This window comes from Phaeovulum vinaykumarii, assembly GCF_900156695.1.
Taxonomy (GTDB): domain Bacteria; phylum Pseudomonadota; class Alphaproteobacteria; order Rhodobacterales; family Rhodobacteraceae; genus Bieblia_A; species Bieblia_A vinaykumarii.
This window is the reverse complement of sequence record NZ_FTOM01000002.1, coordinates 650,484-674,341: the sequence shown is the minus strand read 5'-3', so window position 1 is coordinate 674,341 and position 23,858 is coordinate 650,484. Positions and strand designations below refer to the sequence as shown.

The 23,858-nt window shown below is 69.4% G+C and carries 20 protein-coding genes and 1 tRNA gene; 9 read left to right on the top strand and 12 right to left on the bottom strand.

Features of this window, described 5'->3' with window-relative positions; genetic code table 11:
* Nucleotides 1–41: 41 nt before the first annotated feature.
* Nucleotides 42–126: transfer RNA gene (locus BW949_RS07445), tRNA-Leu, on the bottom strand.
* Between the two features lie 195 nt (nucleotides 127–321).
* On the opposite strand from BW949_RS07445, the gene BW949_RS07440 reads away from it, so the two are divergent.
* Complete coding sequence (locus BW949_RS07440; RefSeq protein ID WP_076364541.1) at nucleotides 322–849, top strand: Hint domain-containing protein; 528 nt, start codon at nucleotides 322–324, stop codon at nucleotides 847–849.
* Nucleotides 850–873: 24 nt separating this feature from the next.
* Here the strand turns inward: BW949_RS07440 and BW949_RS17655 are convergent, their stop codons facing one another.
* Together BW949_RS17655 and BW949_RS17650 are read right to left on the bottom strand one after the other, a co-directional pair.
* The gene (locus BW949_RS17655) at nucleotides 874–1,737 is read right to left on the bottom strand and encodes an NAD(P)H-hydrate dehydratase (RefSeq protein WP_076364539.1); all 864 of its coding nucleotides are present in this window, start codon (nucleotides 1,735–1,737) and stop codon (nucleotides 874–876) included.
* Nucleotides 1,738–1,809: 72 nt separating this feature from the next.
* Complete coding sequence (locus BW949_RS17650; protein ID WP_076364537.1) at nucleotides 1,810–2,559, bottom strand: NAD(P)H-hydrate epimerase; 750 nt, start codon at nucleotides 2,557–2,559, stop codon at nucleotides 1,810–1,812.
* A 175-nt stretch (nucleotides 2,560–2,734) separates the two neighbouring features.
* Here BW949_RS17650 and BW949_RS07425 point away from each other — a divergent pair, with 175 nt between their 5' ends.
* Nucleotides 2,735–3,073: a P-II family nitrogen regulator gene (locus tag BW949_RS07425; RefSeq protein ID WP_076364535.1), complete on the top strand. Its 339-nt coding sequence runs from the start codon at nucleotides 2,735–2,737 to the stop codon at nucleotides 3,071–3,073.
* Nucleotides 3,074–3,134: 61 nt separating this feature from the next.
* A complete protein-coding gene (gene glnA / locus BW949_RS07420) occupies nucleotides 3,135–4,544 on the top strand; it encodes a type I glutamate--ammonia ligase (protein ID WP_076364533.1) in 1,410 nt (469 codons plus the stop codon).
* Nucleotides 4,545–4,736: 192 nt separating this feature from the next.
* On the opposite strand, the gene glyA is transcribed toward glnA, so the two are convergent.
* Nucleotides 4,737–6,029, bottom strand: a complete 1,293-nt coding sequence (glyA, locus tag BW949_RS07415) for a serine hydroxymethyltransferase (protein WP_076364531.1) — start codon at nucleotides 6,027–6,029, stop codon at nucleotides 4,737–4,739.
* Between the two features lie 210 nt (nucleotides 6,030–6,239).
* Between glyA and BW949_RS07410 the strand changes: the two genes are divergently transcribed.
* On the top strand, nucleotides 6,240–6,992 hold the full coding sequence (locus BW949_RS07410; RefSeq protein WP_076364529.1) for an NAD kinase: 753 nt from the start codon (nucleotides 6,240–6,242) through the stop codon (nucleotides 6,990–6,992).
* A 56-nt stretch (nucleotides 6,993–7,048) separates the two neighbouring features.
* Here the strand turns inward: BW949_RS07410 and BW949_RS07405 are convergent, their stop codons facing one another.
* The 3 genes from BW949_RS07405 to prpE all read right to left on the bottom strand — a co-directional run bounded on the left by BW949_RS07405 (nucleotide 7,049) and on the right by prpE (nucleotide 12,262).
* Nucleotides 7,049–8,482: a sigma-54-dependent transcriptional regulator gene (locus BW949_RS07405; RefSeq protein ID WP_076364921.1), complete on the bottom strand. Its 1,434-nt coding sequence runs from the start codon at nucleotides 8,480–8,482 to the stop codon at nucleotides 7,049–7,051.
* A gap of 86 nt (nucleotides 8,483–8,568) precedes the next feature.
* The gene (locus BW949_RS07400) at nucleotides 8,569–10,044 is read right to left on the bottom strand and encodes an ATP-binding response regulator (protein ID WP_076364527.1); all 1,476 of its coding nucleotides are present in this window, start codon (nucleotides 10,042–10,044) and stop codon (nucleotides 8,569–8,571) included.
* Between the two features lie 325 nt (nucleotides 10,045–10,369).
* Nucleotides 10,370–12,262, bottom strand: a complete 1,893-nt coding sequence (prpE, locus tag BW949_RS07395; protein WP_076364525.1) for a propionate-CoA ligase PrpE — start codon at nucleotides 12,260–12,262, stop codon at nucleotides 10,370–10,372.
* A gap of 194 nt (nucleotides 12,263–12,456) precedes the next feature.
* On the opposite strand from prpE, the gene BW949_RS07390 reads away from it, so the two are divergent.
* From BW949_RS07390 to BW949_RS07370, 5 genes are all read left to right on the top strand, one after another.
* Complete coding sequence (locus BW949_RS07390; protein ID WP_076364919.1) at nucleotides 12,457–12,903, top strand: cytidine deaminase; 447 nt, start codon at nucleotides 12,457–12,459, stop codon at nucleotides 12,901–12,903.
* Nucleotides 12,900–14,219: a thymidine phosphorylase gene (locus tag BW949_RS07385; RefSeq protein WP_076364523.1), complete on the top strand. Its 1,320-nt coding sequence runs from the start codon at nucleotides 12,900–12,902 to the stop codon at nucleotides 14,217–14,219. The genes BW949_RS07390 and BW949_RS07385 overlap by 4 nt, the downstream gene beginning before the upstream one ends.
* Nucleotides 14,216–15,556, top strand: a complete 1,341-nt coding sequence (locus tag BW949_RS07380) for a phosphopentomutase (protein WP_083947630.1) — start codon at nucleotides 14,216–14,218, stop codon at nucleotides 15,554–15,556. The genes BW949_RS07385 and BW949_RS07380 overlap by 4 nt, the downstream gene beginning before the upstream one ends.
* Before the next feature lies 1 nt (nucleotide 15,557).
* Complete coding sequence (gene upp, locus BW949_RS07375; RefSeq protein ID WP_076364521.1) at nucleotides 15,558–16,190, top strand: uracil phosphoribosyltransferase; 633 nt, start codon at nucleotides 15,558–15,560, stop codon at nucleotides 16,188–16,190.
* Between the two features lie 66 nt (nucleotides 16,191–16,256).
* Nucleotides 16,257–17,576, top strand: a complete 1,320-nt coding sequence (locus BW949_RS07370) for an SPOR domain-containing protein (RefSeq protein WP_097176981.1) — start codon at nucleotides 16,257–16,259, stop codon at nucleotides 17,574–17,576.
* An 80-nt stretch (nucleotides 17,577–17,656) separates the two neighbouring features.
* Here BW949_RS07370 and BW949_RS07365 read toward each other — a convergent pair whose 3' ends face one another.
* The 5 genes from BW949_RS07365 to metZ form a co-directional block, all read right to left on the bottom strand.
* Entirely contained in the window at nucleotides 17,657–18,676 is a 1,020-nt protein-coding gene (locus BW949_RS07365) for a hypothetical protein (RefSeq protein WP_076364517.1), read from the bottom strand.
* Nucleotides 18,677–18,777: 101 nt separating this feature from the next.
* Nucleotides 18,778–20,667, bottom strand: a complete 1,890-nt coding sequence (locus BW949_RS07360) for an acyl-CoA synthetase (protein ID WP_076364515.1) — start codon at nucleotides 20,665–20,667, stop codon at nucleotides 18,778–18,780.
* A gap of 158 nt (nucleotides 20,668–20,825) precedes the next feature.
* Complete coding sequence (gene folE2, locus BW949_RS07355) at nucleotides 20,826–21,923, bottom strand: GTP cyclohydrolase FolE2 (protein WP_076364513.1); 1,098 nt, start codon at nucleotides 21,921–21,923, stop codon at nucleotides 20,826–20,828.
* 123 nt (nucleotides 21,924–22,046) lie between these two features.
* Entirely contained in the window at nucleotides 22,047–22,316 is a 270-nt protein-coding gene (locus tag BW949_RS07350; RefSeq protein WP_076364511.1) for a DUF3861 family protein, read from the bottom strand.
* A 141-nt stretch (nucleotides 22,317–22,457) separates the two neighbouring features.
* Nucleotides 22,458–23,633: an O-succinylhomoserine sulfhydrylase gene (metZ, locus tag BW949_RS07345; protein WP_407947240.1), complete on the bottom strand. Its 1,176-nt coding sequence runs from the start codon at nucleotides 23,631–23,633 to the stop codon at nucleotides 22,458–22,460.
* Between the last annotated feature and the right edge of the window lie 225 nt (nucleotides 23,634–23,858).

The following is a 23,858-nucleotide window of genomic DNA, read 5'->3' as shown; positions in this document are numbered from 1 at the left end:
TTCCGGACGGGCCCCCAGGGCCGGAAGGGGGCGCGCAAGGCTGGTGGGGGCGGTGGGACTCGAACCCACAATCCCGAAGGAGACGGCACCTAAAGCCGCTGCGTCTGCCAGTTCCGCCACGCCCCCGATGCCCGCGCCTTTAGCACCTTGGCCCCGGGCAATCCAGCGCCGAGACGCGCGCGTCGCGGGCCATCGGCACGGCGGCCACAGGTCGCGCGGGGCGGCACTGCGTGACGAAATTTCCGCTCGCCCGGAGCCGACTTCTGCCCTAATCTTTCGGTAACAATAAAAGAGCAGACATAACTTCACAGGCGGTTCAGCATGAACGTGTGGATGACGAATGCGGGCGCTCCGGCGCCCCATGATGCCCCCGTTTCCCATCGGGCGGCACGCGGGGCGGTGGCGTCTTTGCCCGGAGGGCTGGCGCAGGGGACATTGATCCTGACCCTGGACGGCGCGCTTCCGGTCGAACATCTGGTGCCGTGCGACCGGGTGATCACCCGTGCCGGCATGCGCCGCGTCGTGGCGGTCGAGGCCCTGTCGACGCGCACCGCCAGCCGGCGCCAGGTCCGCGTGGCGCCGGGCGCGCTGGGGCACAACCGCCCCGACCGCGCGCTGATCCTGGCCGCCGACACCCCGGTCTTCGTGCGCGACTGGCGCGCCCAGGCGCTGTGCGGCGCGGCGCAGGGCTGCGTTCCCGCCGAACGGCTGATCGACGGCGAATTCGTCACAGAATGCGACGCGCCGACCCGTCTGTTCCGGCTGATCTTCGACAGCGATCAGGTGATCTATGCCGACGGGGTCGAGATCGGCTGCCTGATCGAGACGGCCGACACGCTGGCCGCCTGAGCCCGCAAGCCGGCGCGCCCGGCTCTAGATCCCCAGCGCGCGGAACACCCCCGGCAGCGCCTCGGGCAGATCCTCGGCGATCAGACCGGGGCCGAGGCTGCGCCCGGCCTCGGCATGCAGCCAGACGCCCGCGCAGGCCGCGTCAACGGGCGCGAAGCCGCGCGCCAGAAGCCCTGCGATCATCCCCGCCAGCACATCGCCCGCCCCGGCCGTGGCCAACCAGGGGGAAGCCTGCGCGCCGGTGGCGTCGTTCACCGCCAGATCACCGTCGGGGGTGGCCACGATCGTCTGCGCCCCCTTCAGAAGCACCACCGCCCCGCTGCGCGCCGCGGCCGCGGCCACCGCATCGGCGCGTCCGGCGATAGCGTCGCCGCCTGCACGGATCGCCGCGGCCAGATCGGGGAAAAGCCGGGCGAATTCGCCCATATGCGGGGTCAGCACGCAATCGGGGCGCAGCTGGCCGAAAAGCAGCTCGGTGTCCTCTTCAAAGGCGCTCAGCGCATCGGCATCGAGCACCACCGGCCGCTTGGCCCAGAGCGCGGCCGGCACCATCTCGCGCGCCCGCGGCAGCCCGAGGCCCGGCCCCAGCGCCACCGCGCTGATGCGCGGATCGGCCAGCATGCCGCGCAGGGAATAGCCATCGGGCACAGGTGCCAGCATCACCGCATCCAGCCGCGCGGCATTCTCGGCCACCGCGACCGGCGGCACCGCCAGAGTCACCAGCCCCGCCCCGATCCGCAGCGCCGCGCGCGCCGCCAGACGCCCCGCGCCCCCGCGGCCGGGCCCGCCCCCCAGCACAAGGGCATGGCCGTGGTCGAACTTGTGCGCGTCAACGCGCTTGCTCAGCGCCGCGCGCACAGGCTCGGTCAGGGCGATTGGTCGGATCATCGGTTCCTCGGACGGTCTGGGACTGCCCTGCATGATGCGCGGGCCAGGTGTCGAAAGGGTGAACGCGCGCGTTCACAGGCCGATCGGGCGGACCACCAGCCGGCCGCAATGGGCCGGGCCTTCGGCCGTCAGATGCCCGATCTTGGGGGCGTGGAAGGTCACGGTCAGATCGGCGGTGAAGGGCGCCCAGTCCGTGGGCAGATCGGGCGCGCGCAGAACCCGGCCGGTGTCGGCGCACAGCCCCGAGGGGATATCGACCGCCACCACCCGGCAGCCCGCCACCTGCCCGCGCGGCGCCCCCTGCGGCAGGCGGAATTCGGTGTCCCGGCTCAGCCGCGCCGCGGCCAGCCCCGCACGCAGGGGCCGCGTCAGCCCGATCCCGAAAAGCGCGTCGACCAGCAAGCTGTCCTCGCGCCAGAGCGCGGGATCGAGCGCAAAGGCCCCCGCCGCCCCCGCGTCCAGATAGGGCCGCACCGGGCCGCGCGCCGCCCACAAGTCATGGTTGCGCCGGGCATCGGGCGGCAAACGCGCGGGATCGCCCAGAAGGAACACCTCGACCCGCCAGCCCAGATCGTGAAGCAACCGCGCCACCACGAAACCGTCGCCGCCGTTGTTGCCCGGCCCGCACAGGACCGCGGCACGGCGCGGTTCGGCGGCCGGATCGCGCGCCAGATCAGGCCCCAATTCAGGCCATACCTCGAAGATCGCCGCGACCACCTCGGCCCCGGCGCGCTCCATCAGCGCAAGGCCCGTCACCGCACCGCCTGCGATTGCAGCGGCCTCACGCGCGCGCATCCCGGCGGCTGACAGGATTTCGACCATTTCCGCGTCACCTTGTTTACAAATCGCCCCTTCGATGCGCTATATGCGCAAAATTTGGGCGCGAATTTCGGAATCCAATCCCCCGCCACGGCCGCGCCAGACTAGCCGATTGCGGGGGGCGCGTGAAAGTGGTCTGAACGGCCCGACACGCGACACGACAAGGGGGAGTCGGCCGATGAAGAAGGTCGAGGCGATCATCAAGCCGTTCAAGCTGGACGAGGTGAAGGAAGCCCTCCAGGAGGCCGGCATCCAGGGTCTCAGCGTGATCGAGGTCAAGGGCTTCGGCCGCCAGAAGGGCCACACCGAGCTTTACCGCGGGGCCGAATATGTGGTCGATTTCCTGCCCAAGGTGAAGATCGAGATGGTCCTCCCCGACGACATGGTCGAGACCGCGATCGAGGCCATCACCTCGGCGGCGCGCACCGAGAAGATCGGCGACGGCAAGATCTTCGTGTCCCCCATCGAACAGGCGATCCGCATCCGCACCGGCGAAACCGGCGACGAAGCCGTCTGAGCCATCATTCTCTGGGCGCCGGCGCGCCCACTGCCAAGCACCAACGAAAGGGTGGAATTCCATGAGCGACATCAAGAATGCTCTCCAGATGATGAAGGACGAGGAGGTCGAATACGTCGACATCCGCTTCACCGACCCGCGCGGCAAGCTCCAGCACGTGACCGTGGTCGCCGATCTCGTGGACGAGGATTTCTTCGAAGAAGGCTTCATGTTCGACGGCTCGTCGATCGCGGGCTGGAAGTCGATCGACCAGTCGGACATGAAACTGATCCCCGATGCCGCGTCGGTCTACATCGACCCCTTCTACGCCGAGAAGACGCTGTGCGTGCACTGCAACGTCGTCGAGCCCGACACCGGCGAGCCCTATTCGCGCGACCCGCGTTCGACCGCCGTCAAGGCCGAGGCCTACCTGAAGTCCTCGGGCATCGGTGACACGGCCTATTTCGGCCCGGAAGCCGAATTCTTCATCTTCGATGACGTGCGCTATGCGGTCACCCCCGGCAAGGTCGCCTACGAGATCGACGCGACCGCCGCGGCCTGGAACACCGACGCCGAATTCGAGATGGGCAACCTGGCCCACCGCGCCGGCCACAAGGGCGGCTACTTCCCGGTGAACCCGGTCGACGAAGCGCAGGATCTGCGCTCCGAGATGCTCTCGACCATGAAGCGCATGGGCATGAAGGTCGACAAGCACCACCACGAGGTGGCGACCTGTCAGCACGAGCTGGGCATGATCTTCGGCACGCTGACCGCGCAGGCCGACAACATCCAGAAATACAAGTATGTCATCCACAACGTCGCCCATGCCTATGGCAAGTCGGTGACCTTCATGCCGAAACCCATGGCGGGTGACAACGGCTCGGGCATGCACGTCAACATGTCGATCTGGAAAGACGGCAAGCCGCTGTTCGCCGGCGACAAATATGCCGATCTCTCGCAAGAGGCGCTCTACTTCATCGGCGGCATCCTCAAGCACGCCAAGGCACTGAACGCCCTGACCAACCCGGCGACCAACTCCTACAAGCGCCTGATCCCGGGCTTCGAAGCCCCGGTGCTGCGCGCCTATTCGGCCCGCAACCGCTCGGGCTGCGTGCGTATCCCGTGGGCGGAATCGCCCAAGGCCAAACGTGTGGAAGCCCGCTTCCCCGACCCGTCGGCCAACCCCTATCTGGCGTTCTCGGCGCTCTTGATGGCCGGCCTCGACGGCATCAAGAACAAGATCGACCCGGGCCCGGCTTCGGACAAGGATCTCTACGATCTGCCGCCGGAAGAACTGGCCGAAATCCCGACCGTCTGCGGCTCGCTGCGCGAGGCGCTGGAAGAACTGGCCAAGGACCACGACTTCCTGCTGGCCGGCGACGTGTTCACCAAGGACCAGCTCGAGGGCTACATGGCGCTCAAATGGGAAGAGGTCTACGCCTACGAGCACACGCCGCACCCGGTCGAATACCAGCTCTATTATTCCTGCTGATCGCGGCAGGCCCCCTGCGGGCCGCAAGGGTCCGCAGGGGGAAAGAAATCTTCAAGGGCGCCCCTCGCGGGCGCCCTTGTCATTTCAGGATCAGCGCGCGTGTCCCGCGCGCGCGCCCCGACGCCCTTGCCCACAAACGAAAACGGCCGCCCCTTCCGGGACGGCCGTCACAATCGGGAAAGAACCCTGCGCTCAGAGCGTCGGGTAGATCGGGAACCGCGCACAGAGCGCGGCGACCTTGGCCTTCACGGCCTCCTCGACGGCGCCGTTGCCCTCCTCGCCATTGGCGGCCAGACCATCGACCACCTCGACGATCAGCCGCGCGATCTCGCGGAACTCGGCCTCGCCGAAGCCGCGGGTCGTGCCCGCCGGCGTGCCCAGACGCACCCCCGAGGTCACCATCGGCTTTTCCGGATCGAAGGGAATGCCGTTCTTGTTGCAGGTGATATGGGCCCGGCCCAGCGCCTTCTCGGTGGCGTTGCCCTTCACGCCCTTGGGACGCAGGTCGACCAGCATCACATGGGTGTCGGTGCCGCCCGTCACGATGTCCAGACCGCCCTTCATCAGCTCATCCGCCAGCGCCTTGGCGTTGACCACCACCTGCGCGGCGTAATCGCGGAACTCGGGGCGCAGCGCCTCGCCGAAGGCCACGGCCTTGGCCGCGATCACATGCATCAGCGGACCGCCCTGAATGCCGGGGAAGATGGCCGAATTGACCTTCTTGGCAATGTCGGGGTTGTTGGTCAGGATCATGCCGCCGCGCGGGCCGCGCAGGGTCTTGTGGGTGGTGGTGGTGGCCACATCGGCATGCGGGAAGGGCGAGGGATGCGCGCCCCCCGCCACCAGACCGGCGAAATGGGCCATGTCCACCATCAGCCAGGCGCCCACCTTGTCGGCGATGGCGCGGAAGGCGGCAAAGTCGATCTGACGCGGGATGGCCGAGCCGCCGGCGATGATCAGCGCGGGCTTGTGCTCGAGCGCCAGCCGCTCGACCTCGGCATAATCGATCAGGCAATCCTCGGCCCGCACGCCATATTGCACGGCGTTGAACCACTTGCCCGACTGGTTGACGCTGGCGCCGTGGGTCAGGTGCCCGCCCGAGGCCAGGTTCATGCCCAGGATCGTGTCGCCGGGCTTGAGCAGCGCGTTGAACACGCCCTGGTTGGCCTGGCTGCCCGAATTGGGCTGCACATTGGCGAATTCACAGCCGAACAGCTCGGTGGCGCGGGCGATGGCCAGGTTCTCGGCCACGTCGACGCATTGGCAGCCGCCGTAATAGCGCTTGCCCGGATAGCCTTCGGCGTATTTGTTGGTCATCACCGAGCCCTGGGCTTCCATCACCGCATGGCTGACGATGTTTTCCGAGGCGATCAGCTCGATCTCGTCGCGCTGACGGCCCAGTTCGGCACGGATCGAGGCGAACAGCTCGGGGTCGCGGCTCTCAAGGCTTTCGGTGAAAAATCCGGTATCGCGCGGCGCGGTCATGGGCGTCTCCTGCGGCATGTCTGGGGCGGAAAAATCTGCCCCCCTTTATCGCATCCCTCGCGCGCCGGAAAGCGACCTTTGCGACCTGCGATCAAAATGCAGCGACCTTTCCAAGGCGCGGCGAGCCCCTTGAACCGCTTGTGTTTCCCGCCCGCTTTGGCAAAGCTGGCCGGGCGCGCCGCAACGGCCCGGACGGCAAGAGCAAGACCCATGACCCAGATCCACTTCTGCGCCTCGAACGCCCCCGCGGCCCAGGGCGCGCTGGCGCGTCTGACCGCCCGCTACGGCCAGTTCGACCGCGCCGATGCCGATGTCATCGTGGCACTGGGGGGCGACGGCTTCATGCTGGGCACGCTGCACGAACAGACCGGACTGCCGGTCTATGGCATGAATTGCGGCACCGTCGGCTTCCTGATGAACGATTATGCCGAAGACCGCCTGCCCGAACGTCTGGCCGCCGCCGAAGAGGCCGTGCTGAACCCGCTGGCCATGCGCGCCGGCAGCGCCGACGGGCGCGAACATGACGCGCTGGCCATCAACGAGGTGTCGCTCCTGCGCGCGGGGCCCCAGGCGGCCAAGCTGCGCATCACCGTCAACGGCCGCGTGCGCATGGAAGAGCTGATGTGCGACGGCGCACTTCTGTCCACGCCGGCCGGGTCCACCGCCTACAACTACTCGGCGCATGGGCCGATCCTGCCCATCGGCTCGGGCGTGCTGGCGCTGACCGCCATCGCCCCCTTCCGCCCGCGGCGCTGGCGCGGCGCCATCCTGCCCAAATCGGCCGTGGTGCGCTTCGACGTGCTCGAGGCCGAGAAGCGTCCGGTCATGGCCGACGCCGACAGCCGCGGCGTCGAGTCGGTGCTCTGGGTCGAGATCCGATCGGATTCGGAGGTGGCGCATCGCATCCTGTTCGACCCCGGCCATGGGCTCGAGGAACGGCTGATGCGCGAACAATTCGTCTGACGCCGCCCCCCCGCGCAGCCCCCTCGCGCAGTCCCGCTGCTCTGCCCCGGCAGGCGCTAGCCGCGGCCCTTTTTCCAGGCGTCGCGCTTGCGATAGAGCGTCGAGGGCGCGACATCGAGTTCGCGCGCCGCGCGCGGCACCGACCCGCCATGACGCGCCAGCGCATCCTCGATCGCCAGCCGCTCGATCTCGGCCAGCGTGCGCCCGACCCAGACCCGCGGCAGCGCCGTGGCGCGCGCGTCGTCGGGAAGGAACGGCTCGGGGCCCGGCGCGGCGAAATCGGGCGGGGCCGGCATGGCGCCCGCCCCCCCGCCACATTGGCCCCGGATCAGCTCGGGCGGCAGCATCTCGGCGCTCACCACCGGGCCGTCATGCATCACCACGACGCTGCGCAGCACATTGAGAAGCTGGCGCACATTGCCCGGCCAGTCGCAGCCCAGAAGCACCGCCGCCGCCTCGGGCGAAAAGGCCCGCAGCGCGCGCCCTTCCTCGCGGGCAAAGCGCGCCAGCGCCGTTTCGGCAATGCGCAGCACATCGTCGCCGCGCACCCGCAAGGGCGGCAGATGGATCGGCACGACATGAAGCCGGTAATAGAGATCCTCGCGCAGCCAGCCCCGGCGCACGGCCTCGCGCGGGTCGCGGTTGGTGGCGCAGATGATGCGCAGGTTGACCTTGCGCGGCCGCGCCGCCCCCAGCGGCTGGACCTGCAAGGTTTGCAGGAAACGCAACAGCTTGCCCTGAAGCGCCGGGGCCATCTCGCAGACCTCGTCCAGAAACAGCGTGCCGCCGTCGGCCGCGATCGCCGCGCCAGCCTTGTCGGACATGGCGCCGGGGAAGGCGCCGCGCAGATGGCCGAAGACCTCGGATTCCATGCGCTCGGCGGGAATGGCGGCGCAGTTGAGCGGCACGAAGGGCCCGTCGGCGCGCGGCGACAGGTCGTGGATGGCCTGCGCGCAGAGTTCCTTGCCGGTGCCGCTTTCGCCGGTCACGAAAACGCTGGCCATCGAGCGCGCCACCGACCGGATACGGGCATAGACCTCCTGCATGGGGGGGCTTGCGCCGATGAAGGCGCCGGGCGGCAGGCCGCCGCGGGCCCCGGCGGGAAAGGTGCGCCCCCCCCCGGACCCGCAGGCCGTCTCGACCGCTGTCAGAAGGCGGGTCTCGTCGACCGGCTTGACCAGGAAATCATGCGCGCCCGCCCGCACCGCCTCGACCGCGCGCGCGACCGAGCCATTGGCGGTGATCACGATCACCCGCACCTCGGGCGCCAGCGCCAGCATCTCGGCCATCAGGTCAAAGCCGTTGCCGTCGGGCAGCATCAGGTCCAGCACGACCACCGCCGGGCGTTCGCGGCGAAAGATCGCCATGGCCTCGGCGGCCGAGCCCGCGCTCAGGATGGCCTTGGCCTGCCCGCGCAGCATGGTTTCATAGATCAGCCGCAGCGTGGGCGTGTCCTCGACCAGCAGGATCGCCGCCATTCCGGCGCGCATGGCGCCCCCCGCGCCGCCCCCCGAACCGCTGCCGCCCCCCCCGCTGCCGCCACCGGACAGCATCCCGCGCGGGGCCTGCGGCAGGCTCATGCGCCGAACCGTGCCGCCAGCTCGCGCCGGGCGAACTGGATCAGCCGGTCGATGCGGGTCAGCGTCTCGGCTCCCAGCGACTGGATCGCCACGGCATCCTCGCGCCGGACGGCGGCGTTCAGATCTTCGGCCAGGCGGGTCAGCGGCGCCGCCCCCACGGCCCCGGCCACGGCCAGCAGGACATGCGCCTGCGCGCGCAGGGCGTCGGTGTCGCCTTGCGAAAGCGCCGCGACCAGCTGGCGCTCGACCCGCAACAGATCCGCGATCAGCCGCTGGATCAGGTCGCGCGCCTGGTCGGGCCCGGCAAGCGCAAGCAATTCCGCAAACCGCGCGGGATCAAGCGGGTCGGCGGTGGGGTCGGCGCAATGGCTTGGCGATACCGGCGGCAGGCAGGCCCCCTGGGGCTGGCCGCGCAAGGCGCAGGCCGCCGAGATCGCATTGGCAAAGGTCTCGATCCCGGCCAGCGGCTTGGCCAGGATGGCATCGGCCCCGGCGGCATGGATCGCCTCGCGGTTGGAGCGCAGGACATAGGCCGTGACGGCCACCACCGGCAGCTCGGGCTGGCCGCCATGCCCGGCCCGAAGCGCCGCGATCACGTCAAGCCCCGAGCGCCGCGGCATCTCGATGTCGATCAGCGCCAGATCGAAGGGCTCCTGCGCCAGCGCCGCCAGCGCGGCCTCGCCATCGGCGGCAAGAACCGCCGTCGCGCCCAGCCGCGTCAACATGTGGCCCAGGATCGCCTGGTTGGTGGCCCCGTCCTCGGCCACCAACACGCGCGCGCCGCGAAAACACGGCAGCGGGCCGGCGCTGTCGCCCACCACGCCCCAGTCGCGCACCGGCAGGCGCAAGGTGACCTCGGCGCCGCCCTCGGTCAGGTTGCGCACCCCGATCTGGGCGCCCAGACGGCCGCTCATCTTCTTGCAGATATGCATGCCCAGCCCGAAACCCGGCTTGGCCGCATCAAGCGGGCGCCCGGCGAATTCGAACAGCCGCCCCAGCGCCGCATCCGAGAACCCCGGCCCCTGATCGCGGATCGAGAATTCCAGCCAGCCCTCGGGATCGAGCAGCACCGCCAGCCGCACCTCGCCGGCGTCGGTGTATTTGATCGCATTGGCGATCATGTTCGACAGCGCCCGGTCCAGCGCCAGCCGGTCAAGCGTCAGCACCTCGGGCAGGTCGGGTGCCGCGGCGACGTGAAAGCGCAGGCCCCGTTCGCGCGCCCGCCCGGTCCAGCGCATCTCGAGATCGTGCAGGAAATCGCCCACGCGCAGATCGGCCGGCCCGGCTGCCGCCGCATCGCCCGGCATCACGGCCAGACCTTCCTCGAGCAGACGCGCCAGCACCTCGCCGGCGGCACGCACCCGTTCGATCTGGATCCGCGTGCCCTCGTCCAGCGCCGCCCTGTCGATCAGACGCAACCCGCCGATGATGTCGGAGACAGCCGCGCGCAGATCGTGCCCCAGAAGGGACATCCGCGCCGCATCTTCAGCGGCACCGGGCGATGCCGGCGCCAACGGTCCTGTCCCGAACGTCTCGTTCTTCATCGAAGATCCTCGCGGGGCCACATGGTCCTTGTCCGCGGCCGTTTTGGCAAGGCGAAGACCCGTGAACGCCCGAACGCGACCGAAATCATAACACAAGCTTGCGGTCTTTGGGCCGGAGAAGCCCCGCCACAAGCCAAAGGCGCCGCGCCCCGTCTGCCGCGCAACCCCTTGATGCACAATCATTCCAGAACAAACGAAGCCGGGATGCGCCCTCAAGTCGCACCCCGGCCACATTTTCAGGCGGTTCCGCAGATCAGGCGGCGGGCAGGCCCAGCCCCTTCAGCGCGCCGGCGATCTCGTCGAGAATCGCCGGATCGTCGATCGTGGCGGGCATCTTGAAATCCTCGCCGTCGGCGATCTTGACCATGGTCCCGCGCAGGATCTTGCCCGAGCGCGTCTTGGGCAGACGATCGACGACACAGGCCAGCTTGAAGGCCGCGACCGGGCCGATCTGCTCGCGCACGAGGCCGACGCATTCCTTGATGATCTCGGGTGCGGGCTTCGTGGCCCCCTTGTTGAGACACAGGAAGCCCAGCGGCGCCTGCCCCTTGAGCTTGTCCGACACGCCGATCACCGCGCATTCGGCCACGTCGGGATGCGAGGCCAGCACCTCTTCCATGGCGCCGGTCGACAGGCGGTGGCCGGCCACGTTGATGACGTCATCGGTGCGGGCCATGATGTAGAGATAGCCGTCCTCGTCGACGAAGCCCGCGTCACCCGTCTCGTAATAGCCGGGGAAATGCTCGAGGTAGGACTTGCGGAAGCGGTCCTCGGCATTCCACAGCGTGGGCAGCGTGCCGGGCGGCAGCGGCAGCTTGACGGCGATGGCGCCCAGCGTGCCCGCGGGCACCGGGTGGCCGCCCTCGTCAAGCACCTGCACGTCATAGCCCGGCATCGGCACGGAGGGCGAGCCCACCTTGGTGGGAAGCTCCTCGATCCCCAGCGGGTTGGCCGCGATGGCCCAGCCGGTCTCGGTCTGCCACCAATGGTCGACCACCGGCACATCCAGATGACGTTGGGCCCATTGCACGGTGTCGGGGTCGGCGCGTTCGCCGGCCAGGTAAAGCGCCTGGAGCGAGCGCAGGTTGTATTCGCCGATCAGCTGGCCCTCGGGATCCTCGCGCTTGATCGCACGCAGCGCGGTCGGGGCGGTGAAGAACGACTTGACCTTGTGGTTCTGGATCACGCGCCAGAAGACGCCGGCATCGGGCATGCCGACGGGCTTGCCCTCGAAGACGATGGTGGTGGCGCCCACGATCAGGGGCGCATAGCAGATGTAGCTGTGGCCCACGACCCAGCCCACGTCCGAGGCCGCCCAGAACACGTCGCCGGGGTCGATGTCGTAGATGGCCTTCATGGTCCAGTGCAGCGCCACCATGTGGCCCGCGGTCGGACGCACCACGCCCTTGGGGGCGCCGGTCGTGCCCGAGGTATAGAGGATATAGGCCGGGTGGTTGCCCTCGACCGGCACGCAATCGGCCGGCTCGACACCGTATTGGAACGTGTGCCAGGCGAAATCGCGGCCCTCGATCAGCTTGGCGACTTCCTGCTCGCGCTGGAAGATGACGCAGAAATCGGGCTTGTGGGTGGCTTCCTCGATCGCGCGGTCGAGCAGCGGCTTGTAATGCACCACGCGACCCGGCTCGAGCCCGCAGGACGCGGCGATGATCGCCTTGGGCTTGGCGTCGTTGATGCGCACGGCCAGCTCGTGGGCGGCAAAACCGCCGAAGACCACCGAATGGATCGCGCCCAGGCGCGCGCAGGCCAGCATCGCCTCCAGCGCCTCGGGGATCATCGGCATGTAGATGATGACCCGGTCGCCCTTTTCCACGCCCTTGGCCCGCAGCGCACCGGCCAGGCTGGCCACGCGGTCGCGCAATTCGCGGTAGGTGATGCCCTTGGTCGAATGGGTGATCGGGCTGTCGTGGATGATGGCCAGCTGTTCGCCGCGCCCGGCCTCGACATGGCGGTCCACCGCGTTCCAGCAGGTGTTCACCTGCGCATCGGCGAACCATTCATAGAGGGGTGCGTTCTCGCCAAAGAGGGCCTTCGAGGGCTTCTGGACCCAGTCGATTCCCTCGGCCGCGCGCATCCAGAATCCGTTCGGATCGGCCTGCCACTCGGCATAGACCTCTTTGTATCCCATAGCATGCCTCCTCGCCTAAGGTTGCCGCTTGTTACGCCCTGAATTCCGCTTGCGCAAGATTGTTACCTCAAACTTGTATCTTCACCTTTCAATGTTAGCGCCAACCCGGCCGGGCAGCGCCCGAAAAGCGGACAAATCCGCGCAGTTTCAGCGCCTTCGCGGCGCGCTTGCATCCCCGGCGCCAAGCGCGCAGAATCGCGCGAAGCGCGGCCGGGCGGTCGCGGACAGCCTGCCGGGGGGAGAACATGCCGCTTCTGAGTGCCGCCGCCGAAGTGCGCGAGAACGCCTATGCGCCCTATTCACAATTTCGCGTGGGCGCGGCGGTGCGGGGGGCGTCGGGGGCGATCTACCGCGGCTGCAACGTCGAGAACGTGGCCTATCCCGAAGGCACCTGCGCCGAGGCCGGCGCCATTGCCGCCATGGTGGCCGCCGGCGAGACCGAGATCCTCGAGGTCTGCGTGATCGCCGACAGCCCCACGCCGGTCCCGCCCTGCGGCGGCTGCCGCCAGAAGCTGGCCGAATTCGCCCGCCATGACGTGCCGGTGACGCTGGCCACGGTGTCGGGTCAGCAGCTCCAGACGACCGTGGGCGACCTTCTGCCCGGCCGCTTCGACGCCGGGCACATGGAGCGCGCGACATGAGCGCGCTTGACGCCCGCTCGATCCTGATCGCGCTGCGCGACGGCAAGGGCCTGCCCGAGGCCTCGGCGCAATGGTTCGCGCGCGGGCTGGCCTCGGGGACGGTCGATGACGCCCAGGGCGGCGCCTTCGCCATGGCGGTCCTTCTGAACGGGATCGGCCCCGAGGGGCGCGTGGCGCTGACGCGGGCCATGCGCGATTCCGGCGATGTGCTGGACTGGGATCTGCCCGACCCGGTGGTGGACAAGCATTCGACCGGCGGCATCGGCGACAGCGTGTCTTTGCTGCTGGCGCCGGCGCTGGCGGCCTGCGGGGTCTATGTGCCGATGATCTCGGGGCGGGGGCTGGGCCATACCGGCGGCACGCTCGACAAGCTCGAGGCGATCCCCGGCTATCGCGGCACGCCCGGCCTCGACACGCTGCGCGCCGTGGTGCGCGAGGCCGGCTGCGCCATCGTCGGGGCCACCGACCGCATCGCCCCGGCCGACCGGCGGCTCTATGGCATCCGCGACGTGTCGGGGACGGTGGAATCGATCGACCTGATCACCGCCTCGATCCTGTCCAAGAAGCTGGCCGCGGGCCTCGAGGCGCTGGTGCTCGACGTCAAATGCGGCTCGGGCGCCTTCATGCAGACCCCGCACGAGGCCGAGGCCCTGGCCCGCGCCCTGGTCGAGACCGCGCGCGGGGCCGGCTGCCCGACCACCGCGCTGATCACCGACATGGACGAGCCGCTGGGCCATTCGGCGGGCAATGCGCTCGAGGTGATCGAATGCCTCGAGATCCTGACCGGCACGCGCGTCAACCAGGCGCTGTGGACGGTGACCTGCGCGCTGGGGGCCGAGGCGCTGCTTCTGGCGAAACGTTGCGGATCGCCGGCCGTGGGGGCGCGGATGATCGCCAATGCGCTGTCCTCGGGGCAGGCGGCGGAACGCTTCGGCAAGATGGTCGCGGCGCTGGGCGGGCCGGCCGATTTCGTCGAGCGCTACCCCGACCGGCTGCCGGCCGCCGCCGTGGTGCGCGAGATCCCCGCCCCGCGCGCGGGCCATGTCGCGCGCATCGACACGCGCGCGCTGGGCATGGCCGTGGTGCGGCTGGGCGGCGGACGGCGCGTGGCCGGCGACCGCATCGACCCCGGCGTGGGGCTGTCGGCGCTGGTCTCCTGCGGCACGGTCGTCGATGCGGACGAGGCGCTGGGGCTGGTCCATGCCGCCACCCCCGAAGCCGCCGAGGCCGCGATCACCGCCGTCCAGGACGCCTATGTGATCGGCGACGAGGCGCCCCTGACCCGCGCCCTGATCCGCGAGCGGATCGCCGAATGAGCCCGCAGATCCCGTCCGCCCTGCGCGCCCCCGGCGGCCGCGCCTTCCTGATCGTGATGGACAGCGTCGGCATCGGCGGCGCGCCCGATGCCGCGTCCTTCTTTAACGACGGCCGGCCCGACACCGGCGCCGACACGCTGGGCCATATCGCGCAGGCCTGCGCCGAGGGGCGCGCCGAGACCGGCCGCCACGGGCCGCTGCAGATGCCGGTCCTTGATGCGCTGGGGCTGGGCGCGGCGCATCGGCTGGCCACGGGACAGGACGCGCCGGGTCTTGGCGCCACGCCCACCGGCCTGTGGGGCGCCGCGCGCGAGCATTCGCGCGGCAAGGACACGCCCTCGGGGCATTGGGAACTGGCCGGGGTGCCGGTCCCCTGGGAATGGAGCTATTTCCCCAAGACCGAGCCCGCCTTTCCCGCCGATCTGATGGCCGAGGTGGCGCGGCTGGCCGGCACCGACGGCACGCTGGGCAATTGCCATGCCTCGGGGACCGAGATCCTGGAACGGCTGGGCGCCGTGCACCTGCGCAACGGCTGGCCGATCTGCTACACCTCGGCCGACAGCGTGTTCCAGATCGCCGCGCATGAGGAACGCTTCGGCCTTGCGCGGCTGCACGCGCTCTGCGCCGCGATCGCCCCGCGGCTTCACGCGATGAAGATCGGCCGGGTGATCGCGCGTCCCTTCGTGGGCCAGCCCGGCGCGTTCCGCCGCACCGCCGGACGGCACGATTACGCCATCGCGCCGCCTGCGCCCACGCTTCTGGATTGGGCGCAGGCGGCCGGGCGGACCACCCATGCGGTGGGCAAGATCGGCGACATCTTCTCGATGCGCGGGGTCGATCACCTGTGGAAGGGCGAGGGCGATCTTGACCTTTCGCAACATCTGATCCGCCTTGCATCCGAGGCCGAGCCCGGGTCCTTGACCTTTGCCAACTTCGTGGAATTCGACAGCCTCTATGGCCACCGCCGCGACCTGGCCGGCTATGCCCGCGCGCTGGAATGGTTCGACGGCGTGGCCGGTCAGGTGCTGGCGCGCCTGCGCCCCGGCGATCTGGCGCTGTTCACCGCCGATCATGGCAACGACCCCAGCTGGCACGGCACCGATCACACGCGCGAATGCGTGCCGGTCCTGGGCTGGGGCGCGGGGCCGCTGGCCGTGGGCCGGGTCGATTATGCCGATGTGGCAGCCTCGGTCGCCGATCATCTGGGGCTTGCGCCCCTAGGGGCAGATCATCCGGGGCTTGCGCCCCTCGGGGCCGGGAAAAGCTTCCTGCCCGCCGCTTCCGACATATCCGGGCCCGCCGCAGGGGCCGCCGACACGTCCGACAGGAGAGACTGACATGACCCAACATCTGACCGTGGTGAACCACCCGCTGGTCGCCCACAAGTTGACGCTGATGCGCGAGAAGGACACCTCGACCGCCTCGTTCCGGCGCCTGCTGCGCGAGATCAGCCTGTTGCTGGCCTATGAGATCACGCGCGAGCTGGAGATCACCACCAAGCGCATCGAGACGCCGCTGTGCGAGATGGATGCGCCGATCCTCGACGGCAAGAAGCTGGCGCTGATCTCGATCCTGCGCGCGGGCAACGGGTTGCTGGACGGCATCCTCGAGCTGATCCCCTCGGCGCGGGTGGGTTTTGTCGGGCTCTACCGCGACCCCGAGACGCTGCAACCGGTGCAATATTACTGCAAGGTGCCCGCCGAGCTCGAGGACCGGATGGTGATCGTCGTCGACCCGATGTTGGCAACCGGCAATTCCTCGGCCGCCGCGGTGCAGCTTCTGAAGGAAAAAGGTGCGAAAAACATAAGATTCCTGTGCCTGCTGGCCGCCCCCGAAGGCGTTGCGCGAATGCAGGAGGCGCATCCCGACGTGCCGATCGTGACAGCGGCTGTGGACGATCATCTGAACGACCATGGATATATTGTCCCCGGCCTAGGTGATGCGGGAGACCGCATGTTCGGCACAAAATAAGGGGAATTCTCTTTACTCAGAGCATGTCTTGCGCCATTTTTCCGTAAATTCAGGCGAGGGGCAGACATGCAACTGGGCAAGGTTCTTTCGGCAATCGCGCTGGCGGCGGCCCTGGGGGCGCCGCTGGCACCGCAGGGTGCCTGGGCGCGAGGCATGGATATCAACACCCCGGCCGAGATCCCGCCGGCCAGCTACAAGGGCCGGCAATATGTCGACTCGAACGGCTGCGTCTTCGTGCGGGGCGGCTATGGCAATCTGGTCAACTGGATCCCGCGGGTGGGCCGCGACCGCCAGCAATTGTGCGGCTATGCCCCGACGCTGGCCCAGACGCCGGCGGCCCCTGCCCCCGCCACGGCGGCCCCCGCCCCACGCCCGGCGACGGCGGCGCCCGCGGCCGCGCGGCCCGACACCACGGCCCGCACCCGCATGATCGCGGTGCCCGACACCACCCGCGCCGCGCGCGCGCCGGTTGTGCGCGCCGCACCTCTGGCCGCCACGCCGCTTCTGTCGCTGCGCGCGCCGCGGGCCGCGCAGGCCGCCCAACCGGCGGCCGATGCGCCCTATCGCAGGGTCACGACGGCGCTGCCTGCCGCGCCGGGGGGATATGTCTCGCCCTATGTCGCGCCGGGCTGGGCCGGGCGCCGCCCCGCCACGATCTGGGGCCACGACCGCCTGCCGGTGATCGTCTCGGCGGCGACCGTCGATGGGCGAACCACCGCCTGCCCCAACCTGTCGCCGGTCGCGCAGCGCTACATGCTGAGCGACGGCCGCCATGTCGTGCGCTGCGGGCCGCAGACCGAAGACCCGGTGGGCGCGCTGACCCGCGCCGGTGTCGCGGTGGGGGGCATCGCAACCGCCCGCGCGGCGGCCGCCGCCATGCCGCCGATGCCCGCGGGCTATCGCCCCGCCTTCAAGGATGACCGCCTGAACCCGATGCGCGGCGTCGGCACCGCCGCCGGCGATGCGCAGACCGCGCGGGTCTGGACCGACACGGTGCCGATGCGGATGGCCGCGCCCCCCCGCACCGCGGCCCCGGCCGCGGCGGCGCCCGTGGCGACCGGCGTCGCCCCCACGGCCCCGGTCTGGCTGACGCCGAAGACCCGCATTTCATCGAAGAATGCCGCCCAGGCCCCGCAGCCCCGCGCAGCCCAAGCCGCCCGGACCGGACGTCTGGTTCAGGTGGGCACCTTCGGGGTGGCCGAGAACGCCCAGCGCAGCAAGGCGCGTCTGCGCGCGCTGGGCCTGCCGGTTGCCAGCGCCAGGGTCCACCAGGGCGGGCGCGATCTCCAGATCGTCTTTGCCGGCCCCTTTGCCGATCCCGCCGCGGCCTCGGCCGCGCTGGCACGGGCGCGCAGCGCAGGCTTTGCCGACGCGCTTCTGCGCTGAGGTGGGCCCATCGACAGACAAGGCAAGGCCCCCGCAATCCGGGGGCCTTTTTCATGCGGGATTGACGCGGCAGGCGCGGGTCAGTCGGCACAGATCCCCTGGAGCAGCACCCAATCGCCATCGGGCATCAGGGGCTCGGGCATGGGCCGGCCGCGCAGGGGATCGCCCTCGATCAGGCCCAGCACGCTTTCGCCCGACGGGTCACGCGAAAAGGCATAAGGGGTCGAGGGCACGCCCGCCTCGGCGAAGGCCTCGAGCAGCAAGTCGTCCGCCGGCGCGGCAGGCGGCGCATCCAGCAGATGCGCGCCATAGCCCGCAAGCGCCGAAACCGGAAGCGCGCCCGAGGTCAGCAGCTTGAGGCTGGTTCCGATCCCCGCCCAGGCCAGCAGCGCATGGAGCGGATCCTCGATCTCGGCCGAGAGCGCGGCGGCGATGATATGGCCCGCGGCCACCTCGGGGCTGTCCTGACCTTCAACCAGCGGCCGGCCCAGAACGACCAGACGCCCCGGCAGCATGCGCGCATCGCCCAGCGCTGCGGGCACCACGACGATGCGCCCGCCCGGCCCCAGAAGCCGCTCGGCCAGCGCGCGCAACGGCCGGGCCGTGTCGGGCGCGGCGCAGGGCGTGCCGGTCAGCGTGGACAATTCGGTCAGCGCCGCGCGCCCGATCTCGACGCGCGCCGAAAAGGGCGCCACCGCCGCCGCATGGCGCGTCAGCGCGCCGGGCAGCCAGAACACCCCCAGCCCCAGCGCCGCCAGCAGCACGCCCCCCGCCAGAACATGGCGCAGCCGCCCCGGATGCGGCCGGCGCGCCGCGATCGCGGCATGGACCTTCTCGATCGCGGCGATCATCGTGTCGTCGTCGATCTCGAGATCCTCGCCCGGTTCGGGGCCGGGCACATAGACGGCCGGGCTCTTGCCGGGGTTGAGCCGGATCAGCGCGGGCAGTGACCAATGTGCCAGCGGCCGTTCCGAACGCGCATCCGCGATCACCAGCGTGGCGTCGCCGAAGGACACGATCACCTCGCGGCGCTGATCCTGCGGCGTTTCACGCCAGAGGCCCGGCGCCTCCAGCCTCTGGTATTCGATGAGCGCCGTCATCGGCCTGCCTGTCCTGCCCCGTTCGGCGCGAGGATAGTCAAAGCCACTGCGGGGTCAACCGCAGCCGCACGCCGCCGCACCTGCCCGCGCGCACCCGCAGCTCAGTTCGCCCAGTCCCAGGGGCTGGTGTATTCGCCCAGAAGATGGGTGATCGCCTCCTTGTCGACGGGCCCCAGCGGGCGGATATGGGCGACCAGGCCGCGCTTGCGGTCCTCGGTCACGGCGGCGACCTCGGCATCATGCCCCGCCGCGGCCAGCGCCCCGTTGTAGACCCGCGCGATGGCCCGCTTGCGCAGGTCGGGCTTGAACACCTTGCCGACCGCGGTCTTGGGCAATTCCTTCAGGATCTCGATATGCTTGGGGATCGCGGCGCGCTCGTGGATATGAGCGCGGGCGTGCTCCATCAGCGCCTCGGCGGTGACGGTGGCATCACGCACCAGTTCGACATAGGCGCAGGGCAATTCGCCGGCAAAGGCGTCGGGCTGGCCGATGGCGCCGGCAAAGGACACGTCGGGATGCGCCAGAAGCGCGGATTCGATCTCGGCGGGGTCGATGTTGTGGCCGCCGCGGATGATCAGATCCTTGGCCCGGCCGGTGATCCACAGATAGCCGTCCGGGTCGATCCGCCCCAGATCGCCCGTGCGCAGGAAGCGGTCCTCGGCAAACAGGTCGTGGTTGCGGTCGGGTTCGGTGTAGGTCGAGCCCTCGAAGACGCCGGGATTGGCCACGCAGATCTCGCCCACCTCGTCGATGGCGCATTCGCGCATGCCGCCGTTGCCGTCGCGCGCGAGGATGCGCACATGGGTATGGGGCAGCGGGATCCCGACCGAGCCCACCTTCTTGGTGCCGCCGGGCGGGTTGCAGGACACGAGGCAGGTCGCCTCGGTCAGGCCATAGCCTTCGGCGATCTGCACGCCCGTCGCGGTCTCGAACCGGTTGTAAAGCTCGATCGGCAGCGGCGCCGAGCCCGAGATCGCCGTCTTGAGCGAGGACACATCGGCATTGACCGGCCGCTGCATCAGCGCAGCCAGCGCCGTGGGCACGGTGATGAGAAAGGTCACCTGCCAGCGTTCGATCAGCTTCCAGAAATTGTCGAAGACGCCATCGCCGCGATAGCCCGCGGGGGTGGGCATGACCATATGCGCCCCCGAGGCGATGCAGGACATCAGGATCGGATAGGCGGCAAAGACATGGAACAGCGGCAACGGGCAGATCAGCACGTCCTCCTTCCCGAAGAGCAGCCGCCCCCCCAGCCAGCCGTTATAGATCATGCCCGAATATTTGTGCTGGGCGACCTTGGGCGTTCCGGTGGTGCCGCCGGTGTGGAAATAGGCGGCCACCCGGTCCCGGGGCGGGTCGTCGAAGGCCAGCGTGGCGGGCTCGCGCGCGAGGGCGGCGTTCATGTCCATGACCTTGACCCCGCGCGGATAGCGCACGCGGGGCCGGATCAGTGGCACGATCAGCCGCTTGGGCCCGGTCAGGTAATGCAGCAGATCGACCTCGAGCACGGCCTTGACGTCGGGGGCCTGGGCCACGGCCTCGGCCGCCTTCTGGGCGATGTCGGTCTTGGGAAAGCCCTTCAACGTGACCAGCACGCGCGCCTTGGTCTCGCGCAGGATGCCGGCGATCTGTTCGGCATCAAGAAGCGGGTTGATCGGGTTGACGATCCCCGCGGTCGAACCGGCCAGCAGCGTGACCGCGGTTTCCAGCGTGTTTGGCAGCAGATAGGCCACCGTATCCGAAGGCCCCACGCCCAGACGGCGGAACAGATTGGCCGCGCGCGTCACCTGATCGTGCAGTTCGGCCCAGTTCAGCGTCTGCGCCGGCGCGTCGGGGTCCGACAGCAGCTGGAACGACACGGCAGGCCGGTCGGGGTGGCGGGCGCGCGTCTCGCTCAGAAAGGCATGGATCGTGTGCGGACGCGGACGCGCCGCCCAATCCATTTCGGCTTCCACGGCATCGCGATCCGCGACCGAGGCGAATTTCGACATGAGTCCTCCCTCGGGGGCGTTCTCCTCGTCGCCCTCCGGAAGGCAGAATGCGAAGAAACGACGGTCCGGGCAAGACCACGCGGAGAAAGACAACGTTGCGTCATTGCCGGGTTGCAAGGGGCGGGACGTAACGTCCTGTCCCCTTGCGGCAATCGGCCCTAGCCGCGGTGGATCAGCGTGGCAAAGAGATGCGGATCAAGGCTTTCGGCGGCAAAGGTCGGCCCTTCGGTCAGCAGGCTGACGGCATCATGGCTGTGCAGGCTTTCCTGGTGGCTGGCCAGGATGCGGAAGTCCCCCACCCGCGGATCGGCCAGAAGCACCGCCGCAAAGGCGCGCGCGGCATCCTCGACGAAGATCGGGTTGGCGGCGTTCAGCTCGGCAAAGGCCTGCTCGTCCTCGCGCTTGACCATGACCTGCGTCTCGGTCGGCACGGCGGCACGGGCGGCCTCGATCAGATCTTCGAACCACAGCACCGCGCCCGGCTCGAGCACGACCGAAATGCGCGCCACCGACCGCTGCGAATGCGGCGTGGCCAGTTGCCCGCGCGTGGCGCGCGCATGTTCGGACAGTTCCAGCGAACAGGGGCAGGTCGAGGAATAGACGAAATCCAGATGCACGATCTTCTTGCGCACCCCCGCCCGTTCCACGAGTTCAAGCGCGATGTCGTAATATTGCCAGCCCGACAGCCCCGAGCGCAGCGAGTCGACCTTCATCGGGAAGGACAGGCGCATCTGGATGCGCGCGTCAAAGCTCTCGAGGTCGGATTTGTAATCGTCGAGCGCGGCTTCCATCACCTCGAAGGAGAAGGTGCGCTCGGCATGGGCATAGAACGACCGCATGATGCGGCTCATGTTGATGCCCTTCTTCTCGGCCTCGAGGCTGACCGTCCCCGTCACCCCGGTCTCGAGCGTGATATCGCCGTTGTCGCGGGTGTGATAGCGGATCGGCAGGCGGAAGTTCGAGATGCCGACATGCTGGATCTGGGTGCGCGCGCCCACGATCAGGCTGGAGGGGCCGTTCTGAAGGTCGGGCAGGCTGTCCTTGTAGGCCTCATCGACCGCGAAATCGGCCGGATAGGCCCGCGACAGCGTGGGATAGCTGTCGGGCGCCCGCCCCGGCACCAGCCGCGCGATCGCGGGATCGAGGGTCGAGATCTCGGCCTCGGTGGCCTCGGCCGCCCAGGCGCGCAGGGTCTCGAGCGCGGACCGGGCGTCCTCGCGGTCGGGCGCGCCGAGAATGCGTCCGTGAATGTTCATGCCATGCCTCCCTTCGGCTTGCGCCCCTGACCTCTCCAATGTGGCCTTCCGGGCGTCGGTTTCAATCGCAATACGCGGGCCAGGGCACATCGGATCACACGCAAACGGCGAATGGGGGACAATTCACGCCTGCCGCGCGGCCTTGAGACGTTTCATGAAGGCGGCAAACTGCGGCAGGAACTCGGCGTAGAGGGGGTTTTTACGGTCCTCGAGCATGGCCTCGCCCAGAAGCTTGAGCCCCACGAAGAAGGCACGGTCATGGTCCTCGGTCAGGTTGAAACGCGCGATCATGCCCAGGATATCGTCGTGGTTGGACACGTTGAAAACAACGGGCGAGACGTCATCGCGGGCGGGGTCCGCCTCGATCGTGACGCGGAATTCATGCTTGGCCATCGGGCCTCCTGTCTGGGTTCGGGCGTCTGGCGCCCAAGGTCTGGGGTCTGTGCAGGACCATCCTGCCCTTGCGTCAGGTGGAACGCGGCGGCGGGCGGGGGCCGTCGCCGCGTTCACGCGATTGTCAGCGCGAGGGCCCCCTCAGCCCAGGGCGGCCAGACCCGCCTCGATATCGGCCAGGATATCCTCGGGCGCCTCGATCCCCACCGACAGCCGCACCAGCCCCGGCCCGATCCCCAGCACCGCCTTGTCCTCGGCCGAGACCTTGGCGTGGGTGGTGGTGGCCGGATGGGTGGCGATGGATTTCGCATCGCCCAAGTTGTTCGACAGGGTGAAGACCCGCAGCGCGTTCAGGAAGGCAAAGGCACGATCGCGCGTGCCAAGATCAAGCGCGAGCATCGTGCCGCCGCCCTGCATCTGGCGGCGCGCGACGGCATGGTCGGGGTGGCTGGCCAGGCCGGGGTAGAGCACGCGCGCCACGCGGTCGTCGCCGTCCAGCGCCGCGGCGATCTGCGCCGCGGTCGCGCTGCTGGCACGCACACGCAGGGCCAGCGTCTCCATGCCCTTGAGCATCACCCAGGCGTTGAACGGGCTGATCGAGGCGCCCAGATGCTTGAGGCAGGGCTCGATCTGGCCGCGGATCAGATCGCGCGTGCCCAGGATCACGCCGCCCAGCGTGCGCCCGCCGCCGTCGATATGCTTGGTGGCCGAATAGATCACCAGATCCGCGCCCAGCGCCGTCGCGCGCGAGCCCACGGGCGTGGCAAAGGCATTGTCCACGATGACCAGCGCGCCTGCGGCATGGGCGATCTCGGCCACCGCGGCGATGTCGATCACCTCGAGGCAGGGGTTCGAGACGGATTCGAAGAAGACCGCCCGCGTGCCCGGCCGCACCGCCGCGCGCCAGGCGTCCAGATCGCGGCCATCGACCAGCGTCACCTCGACCCCGAAGCGGCGGAACATGTCGAGCACGATCAGGCACGACCCGAAAAGCGCCCGTGCCGCCACGACATGATCGCCTGCCTTCAGAAGCGGCACCAGCACGCCATGCACCGCCGCCATGCCCGAGGCCACGGCAAAGGCGTCCTCGGTGCCCTCGACGGCGGCGATGCGTTCCTCGAACATCCGCGTGGTGGGGTTGGCATAGCGCGAATAGATGTATTCGTCGGGCCCGCATTCGGCAAAGCGCGCCTCGGCGGCCTCGGCGGTGGGATAGACATAGCCCTGGGTCAGGAACAGGCCTTCGGCCATCTCGCCGTATTGGCTGCGCCGGATGCCCGAGTGGACAAGTTTCGTGTCGATCCTATCGTCATTCATGTGGGTCATTCCTCGTCCGGACGGGCGGCACCCTGTGCGCGCGTTCTTTGCCTGCGGGGTTAGCTGTGCCGCGCGCCCCGGTCAATGCCCGCTGCGGCGTGTTGCCGCGCGCGCAAACACCTCTTGACCCGGCGCCGGGGCGGAACTCGGGCCGGAAACCCGGCGTTCATCTTTGGCGTGCAAGCTGATGACAGGGACGACCGCAACCGCTTGAGACGGAAGGGC

What these genes read in the sequence shown, in the direction of transcription:
- BW949_RS07370 (WP_097176981.1), top strand. Translation starts at nt 16,257, where the DNA reads ATGCAACTGGGCAAGGTTCTTTCGGCAATCGCGCTGGCGGCGGCCCTG.
- glyA (WP_076364531.1), bottom strand. Translation starts at nt 6,029, where the DNA reads ATGACCGCGCCGCGCGATACCGGATTTTTCACCGAAAGCCTTGAGAGC.
- metZ (WP_407947240.1), bottom strand. Translation starts at nt 23,633, where the DNA reads ATGAATGACGATAGGATCGACACGAAACTTGTCCACTCGGGCATCCGG.
- upp (WP_076364521.1), top strand. Translation starts at nt 15,558, where the DNA reads ATGACCCAACATCTGACCGTGGTGAACCACCCGCTGGTCGCCCACAAG.
- BW949_RS07400 (WP_076364527.1), bottom strand. Translation starts at nt 10,044, where the DNA reads ATGTCCCTTCTGGGGCACGATCTGCGCGCGGCTGTCTCCGACATCATC.
- BW949_RS17650 (WP_076364537.1), bottom strand. Translation starts at nt 2,559, where the DNA reads ATGGTCGAAATCCTGTCAGCCGCCGGGATGCGCGCGCGTGAGGCCGCT.
- BW949_RS07440 (WP_076364541.1), top strand. Translation starts at nt 322, where the DNA reads ATGAACGTGTGGATGACGAATGCGGGCGCTCCGGCGCCCCATGATGCC.
- BW949_RS07425 (WP_076364535.1), top strand. Translation starts at nt 2,735, where the DNA reads ATGAAGAAGGTCGAGGCGATCATCAAGCCGTTCAAGCTGGACGAGGTG.
- BW949_RS07385 (WP_076364523.1), top strand. Translation starts at nt 12,900, where the DNA reads ATGAGCGCGCTTGACGCCCGCTCGATCCTGATCGCGCTGCGCGACGGC.
- BW949_RS17655 (WP_076364539.1), bottom strand. Translation starts at nt 1,737, where the DNA reads ATGATCCGACCAATCGCCCTGACCGAGCCTGTGCGCGCGGCGCTGAGC.
- BW949_RS07360 (WP_076364515.1), bottom strand. Translation starts at nt 20,667, where the DNA reads ATGTCGAAATTCGCCTCGGTCGCGGATCGCGATGCCGTGGAAGCCGAA.
- BW949_RS07365 (WP_076364517.1), bottom strand. Translation starts at nt 18,676, where the DNA reads ATGACGGCGCTCATCGAATACCAGAGGCTGGAGGCGCCGGGCCTCTGG.
- BW949_RS07380 (WP_083947630.1), top strand. Translation starts at nt 14,216, where the DNA reads ATGAGCCCGCAGATCCCGTCCGCCCTGCGCGCCCCCGGCGGCCGCGCC.
- folE2 (WP_076364513.1), bottom strand. Translation starts at nt 21,923, where the DNA reads ATGAACATTCACGGACGCATTCTCGGCGCGCCCGACCGCGAGGACGCC.
- BW949_RS07410 (WP_076364529.1), top strand. Translation starts at nt 6,240, where the DNA reads ATGACCCAGATCCACTTCTGCGCCTCGAACGCCCCCGCGGCCCAGGGC.
- BW949_RS07405 (WP_076364921.1), bottom strand. Translation starts at nt 8,482, where the DNA reads ATGCGCGCCGGAATGGCGGCGATCCTGCTGGTCGAGGACACGCCCACG.
- glnA (WP_076364533.1), top strand. Translation starts at nt 3,135, where the DNA reads ATGAGCGACATCAAGAATGCTCTCCAGATGATGAAGGACGAGGAGGTC.
- BW949_RS07350 (WP_076364511.1), bottom strand. Translation starts at nt 22,316, where the DNA reads ATGGCCAAGCATGAATTCCGCGTCACGATCGAGGCGGACCCCGCCCGC.
- prpE (WP_076364525.1), bottom strand. Translation starts at nt 12,262, where the DNA reads ATGGGATACAAAGAGGTCTATGCCGAGTGGCAGGCCGATCCGAACGGA.